This window comes from Novosphingobium sp. (assembly GCF_049240505.1).
Taxonomy (GTDB): Bacteria; Pseudomonadota; Alphaproteobacteria; order Sphingomonadales; family Sphingomonadaceae; genus Novosphingobium.
The window spans coordinates 91739-102240 of the sequence record NZ_JBMLSM010000205.1 but is presented as its reverse complement, the minus strand read 5'-3'; the positions used below and the strand labels follow the sequence as shown (position 1 = coordinate 102240).

8 protein-coding genes are annotated in these 10502 nt (G+C 62.7%); 1 reads left to right on the top strand and 7 read right to left on the bottom strand.

The features are described 5' to 3' along the window. The 4 genes from ACOVQ0_RS16985 to ACOVQ0_RS16970 all read right to left on the bottom strand — a co-directional run. Positions 1 to 1345: acyl-CoA dehydrogenase family protein (locus ACOVQ0_RS16985; RefSeq protein WP_421887147.1), on the bottom strand; the 1345-nt coding region annotated here is incomplete at its 3' end. A gap of 14 nt (positions 1346 to 1359) precedes the next feature. After that, complete coding sequence (locus ACOVQ0_RS16980) at positions 1360 to 1842, bottom strand: MerR family transcriptional regulator (protein ID WP_421887144.1); 483 nt, start codon at positions 1840 to 1842, stop codon at positions 1360 to 1362. Between the two features lie 32 nt (positions 1843 to 1874). After that, on the bottom strand, positions 1875 to 2237 hold the full coding sequence (gene hisI / locus ACOVQ0_RS16975; RefSeq protein ID WP_421887166.1) for a phosphoribosyl-AMP cyclohydrolase: 363 nt from the start codon (positions 2235 to 2237) through the stop codon (positions 1875 to 1877). Between the two features lie 429 nt (positions 2238 to 2666). Next, the gene (locus ACOVQ0_RS16970; RefSeq protein WP_421887141.1) at positions 2667 to 3437 is read right to left on the bottom strand and encodes a double zinc ribbon domain-containing protein; all 771 of its coding nucleotides are present in this window, start codon (positions 3435 to 3437) and stop codon (positions 2667 to 2669) included. Positions 3438 to 3559: 122 nt separating this feature from the next. Here ACOVQ0_RS16970 and ACOVQ0_RS16965 point away from each other — a divergent pair, with 122 nt between their 5' ends. Beyond that, entirely contained in the window at positions 3560 to 4291 is a 732-nt protein-coding gene (locus tag ACOVQ0_RS16965; protein WP_421887138.1) for a methyltransferase domain-containing protein, read from the top strand. 174 nt (positions 4292 to 4465) lie between these two features. On the opposite strand, the gene ppdK is transcribed toward ACOVQ0_RS16965, so the two are convergent. The 3 genes from ppdK to ACOVQ0_RS16950 form a co-directional block, all read right to left on the bottom strand. After that, a complete protein-coding gene (gene ppdK, locus ACOVQ0_RS16960) occupies positions 4466 to 7129 on the bottom strand; it encodes a pyruvate, phosphate dikinase (protein WP_421887136.1) in 2664 nt (887 codons plus the stop codon). Between the two features lie 64 nt (positions 7130 to 7193). Continuing rightward, positions 7194 to 9569 carry a glycine--tRNA ligase subunit beta gene (gene glyS, locus ACOVQ0_RS16955; protein WP_421887163.1) on the bottom strand — a complete coding sequence of 792 codons (2376 nt, stop codon included), beginning with the start codon at positions 9567 to 9569 and terminating at the stop codon, positions 7194 to 7196. Continuing rightward, entirely contained in the window at positions 9566 to 10471 is a 906-nt protein-coding gene (locus ACOVQ0_RS16950) for a glycine--tRNA ligase subunit alpha (RefSeq protein WP_421887159.1), read from the bottom strand. The genes glyS and ACOVQ0_RS16950 overlap by 4 nt, the downstream gene beginning before the upstream one ends. Positions 10472 to 10502 lie beyond the last annotated feature (31 nt).

Here is a 10502-nt window from a genome sequence, read left to right as displayed (position 1 = left end):
TCGCCTGCACGCCATTGGTGCCTTCATAGATCATGGCGATGCGCGCATCGCGCACGAACTGGTCCATGCCGTTTTCTGCGATATAGCCGTGGCCACCCCAGATCTGCTGCATGTCGGTGGCTGTCCTGTAGCCCATGTCGGTGCCATAGCCCTTGATCACCGGGGTCAGCAGGCTGATCAGGTCATCGGCCATCTGGCGCTCTTCGGCGGTGGCCGCCTTGTGCGACAGGTCTACCTGCAGTGCGCCCCACAGGCACAGCGCGCGCATTCCTTCGATGAAAGTCTTGGCGTCCATCAGCATACGGCGCACGTCGGGGTGGACGATAATCGGATCGGCCTTCTGCGTCGGATCGGCAGGCCCCGTAAGCGCGCGGCCCTGACGGCGATCGAGTGCATAGGCAAGGCCGTTCTGATAGGCGACTTCGGCCTGCGCCAGCCCCTGCATCCCCACGCCAAGGCGCGCAGCGTTCATCATGATGAACATCGCGGCGAGGCCCTTGTTCTCCTCGCCCACAATCCAGCCTTTCGCGCCGTCGTAGTTCATCACGCAGGTGGCATTGCCGTGAATGCCCATCTTCTCTTCGATCGCGCCGACCGAAACCGCGTTCTTTTCGCCCAGCGAACCATCGGCGTTCACCATGAACTTGGGCACGATGAACAGCGAGATGCCCTTGCTCGATTCAGGCGCACCCGGCGTCTTGGCCAGAACGAGGTGGACGATGTTCTCGGTCAGATCGTGGTCGCCCGCCGAAATGAAGATCTTGGTGCCGGTGATGGCATAGGAACCATCGGCCTGCGGTTCGGCCCGCGTGCGGATCATGCCAAGGTCGGTGCCGCAATGCGGCTCGGTAAGGTTCATCGTGCCCAGCCATTCGCCCGTCACCATCTTCGGCAGATAAGTGGCCTGCTGTTCGGGCGAACCCTTGGCAATGATCGCCGAGATCGCGCCATTAGCAAGGCCGGGATACATCGCGAATGCCTGGTTCGCGGTGGCGAGGTACTTCTCCATGATGAAGCCCATCACGTGCGGCAGGCCCTGGCCACCATAGACTTCCGGCGCGGACAGCGTGCCCCAACCGCCTTCGACATATTGGCGATAGGCATCCTTGAAGCCCGCAGGTGTTGTCACGCTGCCATCAGGATGGCGGGTGCAGCCTTCGCGGTCGCCCGAAAGATTGAGCGGGGCGATCACTTCGGACACGAAGCGCCCGGCCTCTTCGATGATCGCATCGGTCATATCCTGCGTCGCGCTTTCGAAGCCGGGCAGATTGCCATAGCTTTCAAGGCGGATCAGTTCGTTGACGACGAAGCGGGTATCGCGGGTGGGCGCGTTGTAGATCGGCATGTGGTCCTGTCCCTTCAGACGTCGAGATTGCGGCCCTCGCCACGTTCGCGCGTGACGACGAGTTCCACGAAACTGGTGAGTTCTTCAATTGTCGCGGCGATATCGGCCTGCTGGCGACGCAGATTCTCGATCCGCTCCCGGCATTTCGCGATGGTAACGCGGCGCTGTTCGGCACGGCCATCGCCCATGTCATAGAGGTCGATCATGTCGCGGATTTCGGCAAGGCTGAAGCCCACGTTCTTGGCGCGCATGATCCAAGCCAGCCGGGCGCGGTCGCGCTTGGAATAGATGCGGGAAAGGCCCACCCGTTCGGGCGCGATCAGACCTTCGTCTTCATAGAAACGAAGCGCGCGGGCCGTTACACCGAACTCGTTTGAGAGATCGGATATCGTGAACTGATCGCGCTTCAGCGCATCGGGCTGATCGAGATGACCGGTATGGCCCGAATCCGGTTGAGCAGCTTCGGCAGGAATCGCGGTGTCGGCTTGCTGTGACATGGTGTCACAAGTAACTAACCTTTACGTAAGCGTCAATCAGTGATCCGTTCCAGCCCGCCTTCTGCGGTAATTCGCCGATAAAAGCAGCTTGATGCCATCGTGTGGCACGCCGGCCCGGCTGCTTCCACGCGCAGTTCCAGCGCGTCCTGATCGCAATCGACCCGGATTTCCACGATCTTCAGAACATGGCCCGAACTTTCGCCCTTCATCCACAGCCGCCCGCGCGACCGCGAGTAGAAGTGCGCGAAACCCGTCTCCAGCGTCTTGGCAACAGCTTCGGCATTCATGTGCGCCAGCATCAGCAGCACACCCGTTCCATGCTCGACCGCAACGGCCGTCAACAAGCCGTTCGAATCGAACTTGGGAAGGAACTCGGCCCCCTGCTCACGGCGGATGCTGTCTTCAGATGCGGACAAAGGTGAACGGCCTTTCAGGTAAAACACGACGAAGCGACGCAATGTGGCGGTTTTGTTGCAGGATAACCACACAAAGTGGCAAAATCCACGGGCCGCGCACAATATGCTTTCGCCAATAGCCTTAATGCGTGATGAAGCAATTGCGGTTTGAGGGAACCGCGAACTGAACAGCCGCCCCACGGGGACGCGCAGTGCACAAAGCGCCAATGTTCGGGGAAACTTGATGAGGGGCCGGTCGGCAACCCTCGCAGCAGGTCCAAAGGACCGCGCGGGGTTCCGGTCGGAGGTTGAGGGACCAGGCGGGACGGTCAGGGGGCCGTCGGTATCGCGGACTACGCGAACGCCCGCAGAAATTCGTCACGAGGACGCCCGGAGTTAACGCTCCGGGCGTTTCCTTTTGTATTGGCCTCATCCATCCACCACAGACCGGCTGCGCACCGAATCCAGCGCTTCATCCAGCACCCGCGCAAAGCAGGCAATCCGCACTTGTGCCGCGCCCGCCTTGCGCAACGCACTGATGCAGGCGTTCGTCGTCGCGCCGCTGGTCATCACATCGTCCACGAGCAGAACCTTGGCACCCTTGATCAGCGATGCGCGCCGGGGATGCGCCTTGATCGCGCCCGCCAGCACGCGCGCTCGCGCCTTGCGCCCCATCCCTCCCAGCGAAGGCGTGGCGCGGTGGCGCACCAGACCATCGACCACAAGGTTCTGCCCCAAACCGCGCGCAATTTCCCCCGCCAGCAGCGCAGACTGGTTGAACCCGCGCCGCATCAGGCGCCAGCGATGCAGTGGCACCGGAACCACCAACCATTGCCCTTCCAACGGCCCGATGCGCGTCAGCATCATCCGCGCCATCATCGGCGCAAGACCGATCCGCCGCCCGTGCTTGAACGCCAGCACGAGCGCGCGCGATGGCTCGTTGTAGAGCGTTGCGGCAGCGATCCCTGTGTGCCGTGGCGGTTCAGCCATGCAAGGGGCACAAATCAGTTCGGCATCAACCGAATGCTGCTCTCCCATCGGGCGCTGGCACAGCGTGCAGCAGGCGCCCGATGGCACTGCCAGCGTGCCCCAGCAATCAAGGCACAGCCCGCCGTGCGCCGCCACCGGATCGCCGCAGAGGGGGCAGCGCGGCGGAAACACGAAGTCGATCACAGGCATCAGCGTGGCGGCAAGTCGCATGGCGCCATCCTCGCAGCATTGCCCCTCTTGGCAAGACCGCCAGACATGGGCACTGCCCGGAAATGGCCAGCATCCCCCCCACTATTTTCGCGCCAAAACGGCGAAATGCCCTGCGTCACCGTATGGCGCACCTGCAACAGTCGCCCGACGCCGCGCGTTACGTGGCGGATGACATGGTAGAAGACGTGCTCGACCGGCTCTCGTTCCTGCGCCACGAACCGAAGCGTGCGCTGATTATCGGTGAACATAGCGGCGCTCTTGCCGCCGCACTTTCATCAGCAGGTTGTGCCGTGGAATGCCGCGATCCCGTTCTGGGTGAGATTCCGCTCGAAGAGGAAGCGCCCTACCCTTTCACCGAAGGCTTCGATTTCATCGCCAGCCTCGGCACGTTGGATACCGTGAACGATCTGCCCGGCGCGCTGGTCCACCTTCGCCGTGCGCTGGCCGATGGCGGACTGATGATCGCCAGTTTCATGGGCGCAGGGTCGCTGCCTGCCTTGCGTGAAATCATGCTGGAAGCCGATGCAGACCGCCCCTCCCCACGTATCCACCCGCAAGTCGATGGTCGTGCTGGCGGCCAGTTGCTGCAACGCTGCGGCTTTGCCGATCCCGTGACCGACAGCCACCACATCGACGTGCGGTTCCGCTCGCTCAAAAGCATGGTGGCAGATCTGCGCGCGCAAGGCATGGGCAATTGCCTCGCGCGCCCCGGTGCCCCGCTGGGCAAGGCCGCGCTCACCCGCGCGGAAGGGGCCTTTGCGGCCAGGGCGGATGCAGATGGCAAAGTGACCGAACGGTTCGAAATCCTGACGCTCAGCGGCTGGGCCAAACCGCTGCGCCCACCGAAGTTCTGAAACGAGACGCTGAGACATAAAAACCCACTTGGAATGTTTCCCCGGGGAAACACACCAAATGGGTTATTGACCTTTAAACCTGCTCCCCCGCGAAGGCGGGGGCCTCAGTCGTTTTACCCGGATGTCCCGTAACAACACCGAGGCCCCCGCCTTCGCGGGGGCGCCGATGTGGTGTTATGCGAGCGCAGCCTGCGCCGCCGCCAACCGTGCAATCGGCACACGATAGGGGCTGGCCGACACGTAATCCAGGCCGGTCTTCTCGCAGAACGCGATGGACGCAGGATCGCCGCCATGTTCGCCACAGATGCCCAGCTTCAGATCGCCGCGCGTCTTGCGTCCACGCTCTGCCGCCAGTTCCACCAGTTGCCCCACGCCTTCGATATCTAGGCTGACGAACGGGTCACGCGGGTAGATGCCCTGATCGACATAGGGATTGAGGAAGCGCGCTGCATCATCGCGGCTCACGCCCAGCGTGGTCTGCGTCAGATCGTTGGTGCCGAACGAGAAGAACTTCGCCTCTTCCGCGATCTCGCCCGCCATCAGCGCGGCGCGTGGCAGTTCGATCATCGTGCCGACCATGTAGTCCAGCGTGCGGCCCTTTTCGGCAAACACCTCCAGCGCAACCCGATCCACCAGCGCGCGCAGGATTTCCAGTTCCTTGCGCGTCGCCACCAGCGGGATCATCACTTCGGGGATCGGCGCGTCGCCACTCTTTTCGGCCACGTCACACGCGGCTTCAAAGATTGCGCGCGCCTGCATTTCGTAGATTTCCGGGAAAGTGATGCCAAGGCGGCAACCGCGATGGCCCAGCATCGGGTTGAATTCGTGCAGTTCCCCAGCGCGGCGCTTCAGATGTTCCACGCCCAGCCCGGTTGCCTCGGCCAGTTCGGCAAACTCGGCATCGGCGTGCGGCAGGAATTCGTGCAGCGGCGGATCGAGCAGGCGGATCGTGACGGGCAGGCCCGCCATCACCTCGAAGATCGACTGGAAGTCGCTGCGCTGTTCGGGGAGCAGCTTGGCCAGCGCGGCACGACGGCCCGCTTCGTCCTCGGCCAGAATCATCTGGCGCACGGCGCTGATGCGGCCCGCTTCGAAGAACATGTGCTCGGTGCGGCACAGACCGATGCCTTCCGCGCCGAACTGGCGCGCCACCTGGCAATCAAGCGGGGTTTCGGCGTTGGTGCGCACTTTCATGCGGCGGTGCTTGTCGGCCCAGACCATCAGCGTGCCGAAATCACCCACCAGTTCCGGCTCCACGGTGGGCACCAGACCCGCCATCACATCGCCGTTCGAACCATCGAGGGTGATAACATCGCCCTCCTTGATATCACGCCCACCGATCTTCGCGGTCCGGTTGGCCATGTCGATCGAAACACCCGAAGCACCCGAAACGCACGGACGCCCCATGCCGCGTGCAACCACGGCTGCGTGTGACGTCATGCCGCCACGCGCGGTCAGGATGCCCTTTGCCGCGTGCATACCGTGAATGTCTTCGGGTGAGGTTTCCACGCGGACGAGGATCACCGCATCGCCGCGTTCGGCGCGCGCCTGCGCGGTATCGGCATCGAACACCACTGCGCCCGACGCCGCACCGGGCGATGCCGGAAGGCCCTTGGTCAGCACGTCGCGCACGGCCTTGGGATCGAGCGTGGGGTGGAGCAACTGGTCGAGCGCCATCGGATCGATACGCTTGATCGCGGTAGCTTCATCGATCAGGCCTTCGCCCACCATGTCCACCGCCATCTTGAGCGCGGCCTTGGCGGTGCGCTTGCCCGAACGGGTCTGCAGCATCCACAGCTTGCCCTGCTCGACGGTGAACTCGATGTCCTGCATGTCACGATAGTGCTTTTCCAGCAGCTCGAACACGGCGGCCAGTTCGCCATAGGCGGCGGGCATGGCTTCTTCCATCGACAGCGGCTTGGCGTTGGCACGTTCGCGCGCGGCCAGCGTCAGGTATTGCGGCGTGCGGATGCCCGCAACCACGTCTTCGCCCTGCGCGTTGACCAGCCATTCGCCGTAATAGGCCTTCTCGCCCGTCGCCGGGTCACGGGTGAAGGCAACGCCGGTGGCCGATGTTTCACCCATGTTGCCGAAGACCATCGCCTGCACGTTCACGGCGGTGCCCCAGTCGGCGGGGATGTCGTTCAGCTTGCGATAGACCTTGGCGCGGTCCGATTCCCACGAATCGAATACTGCACCGATTGCGCCCCAAAGCTGTTCGTGCACGTCCTGCGGGAACGGGCGGCCGAGCTGGTCTGCCACGATGGCCTTGTATTCGGCCACCAGCGCCTGCCAGTGTTCCGCGCCCAGTTCCACATCGTTGAAGAAGCCGTTGTCTTCCTTGACGATTTCCAGCGCATCTTCGAACCGATGATGGTCAAGGCCCAGCACCACGTCCGAATACATCTGGATGAATCGGCGGTAGCTGTCCCACGCAAAGCGCGGATCGCCTGACCCTGCGGCCAGTCCCTCAACCGTCTGGTCGTTAAGGCCAAGGTTCAGCACCGTGTCCATCATGCCCGGCATCGAAACGCGCGCGCCCGAACGGACCGAGACAAGCAGCGGATTGGCGGCATCGCCAAACACACGGCCCGTCGCCGCTTCGATGTGCGAAACGCCCGAAGCCACGCCTGCGCGCAGAGCGTCGTCAAAGGTCTTGCCGCTGGCGTTGTAAGACGTGCAGACTTCGGTCGTGATGGTAAAACCGGGAGGCACCGGCAGGCCGATCCCCGCCATTTCGGCAAGGTTCGCACCCTTGCCGCCGACGATGGTCTTGTCCTTTGCGCGGGCGTCCGTGGAGGCTGCGCCCCCGCCGAAGTGGAATACGTATGCGCTCATGCCGCCAACGATGCTCCCTGCGTAACTCTGTTTTTGCCGGAAAGGGCCGGATTCGGCCCGCTCCTTAGCCTTCTATGCGCGAAAAGTCCGCAACTTTGTGCACCGCAGCACGGAATTGATCAAGCAGCGCCAAACGACTTGCACGTTTGTTAGCGTCCGCATCATTCACGATCACGCTTTCGAAGAACGCATCGATCGGCCCGCGCAAGCTGGCCAGAGCCGCCATCGCGCCCGCAAAGTCTTCGCCCGCCACGGCATTGCGCGCCTGCGGCTCAGCCACCGCCAGCGCATCGACCAGCGCCTGTTCGGCAGGTTCGCGGGCGTAGTTCTGCTCGGGATGCGAAAATTGCGCAGCGATACCTTTTAACGCCGGATCATCGACGAGAACGAGCGGGTCTTCCTCACCGGTCGGCGGCACAACGCCCTCGCCCTGCGCACCAGCGGTCGATTCAAAGCCTTCCTTCTTGAGGATGTTTGCCGCGCGCTTGTACCCTGCGAGCAGATTGGTGCCGTCCTCGGTGGTGACAAAGGCTTGCAGCGCATGGACGCGGGCGAGCAGGCGAACGAGATCGTCCTCCCCACCGAGCGCGAACACGGCGTCGATCAGGTCGTGGCGCACGCCTGCTTCGCGTTGCTGGACTTTCAGGCGGTCGGCAAGGAAATCCACGAGTCGAATGACTCCGTCTGCATATTGATTTCCAAGTCCTGATGGGTCGACGTCTTGCGCTGCCCTATCAAGGACTTTGTCCGCAATATTTTCAGGAACAGCACCGGCACGCTTAACAAGGTCTTTCAGAAAATCTGCTGATTCATTTAAACCTGCTTTAATTCTCCGAATCGCATACTCTCTGGACGCCGTTTTTAGAGAGTGAAACAAGTTAAGTGAGATATTGTTAGAAACAAGCAATCTGATGACTGCGATTGATTGGCGGCGAAGTGCGAATGGATCTTTGGACCCGCTCGGCTCCATCCCCTCAATGAAAAACCCCACCAACGTATCCAGCTTATCCGCCAGCGCCACGGCCACCGTCACCGGCGCGGTCGGCACGTCATCGCCCTGCCCGACCGGCTTGTAGTGATCGCGGATGGCGTCGGCCACGGCGTGGGGCAGGCCTTCGGCGCGGGCGTAGTAGCCGCCCATCAGGCCCTGGAGTTCGGGGAATTCGCCGACCATCTCGGTGACGAGATCGGCCTTGCACAGGCGCGCGGCGAGTTCGGCCTGATCTGCCAGTTCCGCCTGCGTCCCCGCGAAGGCGGGGACCTCGTGAGGTTGTGCGCTGCTGCCTGAGGCCCCCGCCTTCGCGGGGGAGCCGGTTGCGCCGACGATACCCTCTTCAACCAGCCACCGCGCCAGCTTGGCCACCCGCTCAACCTTGTCGGCCACGGTGCCCAGCTTCTCGTGGAAGGTAATCCGCCCCAGCTTCTCGGCATGGACCGAAAGCAGCTTCTTCTTGTCCTGTTCCCAGAAGAACCGCGCATCCGAAAGGCGCGCGGCCAGCACCTTGCGGTTGCCATCGACAATCGCCGCCCCGCCGTCCTTCGCCTCGATATTGGCGGTGCAGACAAAGGCGTTCGCCAGCTTGCCGCTTGCATCGCGGCAGATGAAATACTTCTGGTTCACGCGCGCGGTCAGCTGGATCACCTCTGGCGGCACGTCCAGAAACGCTTCGTCAAAGCGGCCCAGCAGCGGCACCGGCCATTCGGTGAGGCCGGCGTTCTCGATCACCAGACCTTCGTCTTCGACCAGCACGAGGCCCGCCTTAAAGGCCGCATCTTTGGCGTGGACGCGGACGAGTGCTTCACGTTCCTCGTGATTGACTACAACATGGCAGGCGCGCAGCTTCTCGGCATAGTCGTTCGCGCTGCCGATGGTGATTTCACCGGGGCAATGGAAACGGTGCCCGCGCGTGGCATAGCCCGACTTCACGCCGCCGATTTCGCATTCGACCAGATCTTCGCCAAAGATGGCGACAATGCCCGAAAGCGGGCGCACCCAGCGCAGCGATTCCGTGGAAAGCGAGGCCGCGCCCCAGCGCTGGCTCTTGGGCCACGGAAACGCGCGGATGATCGCGGGGATCGCCTGCGCCAGCACGTCCTTCGTCGCGCGACCGGGCTTTTCGGTGACGGCGAACCACACGCCGTTACGCTCGGTCAGTTGGTCCTTGTTCAGCCCGGTCTTGCGAAGAAAGCCTTCCAAAGCCTGTTCGGGCGCCGATGTCTTCGGCCCCTTTGTCTCTTCCGAGACAGCCTCGGTCGCCACCGGCAGATTGCGCGCGATCAGTGCAAGGCGGCGCGGGGTGGACCACACGGCCACTTCGCCCGCTTTCAGCCCGGCGGCATCAAGCTCCTTGCGGAACAGCTTTTCCAGATCGGCGCGCGCCCCCGCCTGCATCCGCGCCGGAATTTCCTCGCTGCGGAGTTCGAGAAGGAAATCGGTCACTTGCTCCACTCCGGGTAATCCTTCGCCCACTGATCGGCGTTCTTTTCCATGTATTTCTCGCACGAACCGCGTGCCAGATCGCGCACGCGACCCATGTAGCTGGCGCGTTCCTGCACCGATATCACGCCGCGCGCCTGCAACAGGTTGAACAGGTGGCTCGCCTCGATCGCCTGTTCATAAGCGGCAATCGGCACGTTCGCATCGAGCGAGCGCTGGCATTCGGCCTCGGCCCGGCGAAACCCTTCGAACAGGCTGTCGGTATCGGCAATCTCGAAGTTCCACTTCGACATCTGCTTCTCGTTTTCAAGAAACACGTCGCCATAGGTCACGCCGTGACTGTTGAAGGCGAGATCGTAAACGTTATCGACGCCCTGAATATACATCGCCAGACGTTCCAAGCCGTAGGTCAGCTCGCCCGCCACCGGCTTGCAATCGAACCCACCCATCTGCTGGAAATAGGTGAACTGGGTAACTTCCATCCCATCGCACCACACTTCCCAGCCAAGGCCCCACGCGCCCAGCGTTGGCGATTCCCAATCGTCTTCCACAAAGCGCACGTCGTGCAGCAGCGGGTCGACACCGATGGCCGCCAGGCTTTGCAGGTAAAGCTCCTGCAGGTTCGCCGGGCTAGGCTTCATGATGACCTGGTACTGATAGTAGTGCTGCAACCGGTTGGGGTTTTCGCCATAGCGCCCGTCGGTGGGGCGGCGGCTGGGCTGCACATAGGCTGCGTTCCACGACTCTGGCCCCAACGAGCGCAAGGTCGTGGCGGGATGAAACGTGCCCGCACCCACGCGCATGTCATAAGGCTGAAGGATCAGGCAGCCCTGCTCGCTCCAGAAGGCATGAAGGCGCAGGATCATGTCCTGCAGGCTGAGAGGCTTTTGCGTGGGTTCGGCCATAATGCCGGGGCTTTGGCCGATGAGCGCCGCC

Bases quoted from the DNA above. Each gene is read 5' to 3' on its own strand.
- ACOVQ0_RS16980 (WP_421887144.1), bottom strand. From the start codon at position 1,842: ATGTCACAGCAAGCCGACACCGCGATTCCTGCCGAAGCTGCTCAACCG.
- ACOVQ0_RS16970 (WP_421887141.1), bottom strand. From the start codon at position 3,437: ATGCGACTTGCCGCCACGCTGATGCCTGTGATCGACTTCGTGTTTCCG.
- ACOVQ0_RS16965 (WP_421887138.1), top strand. From the start codon at position 3,560: ATGGCGCACCTGCAACAGTCGCCCGACGCCGCGCGTTACGTGGCGGAT.
- ppdK (WP_421887136.1), bottom strand. From the start codon at position 7,129: ATGAGCGCATACGTATTCCACTTCGGCGGGGGCGCAGCCTCCACGGAC.
- ACOVQ0_RS16950 (WP_421887159.1), bottom strand. From the start codon at position 10,471: ATGGCCGAACCCACGCAAAAGCCTCTCAGCCTGCAGGACATGATCCTG.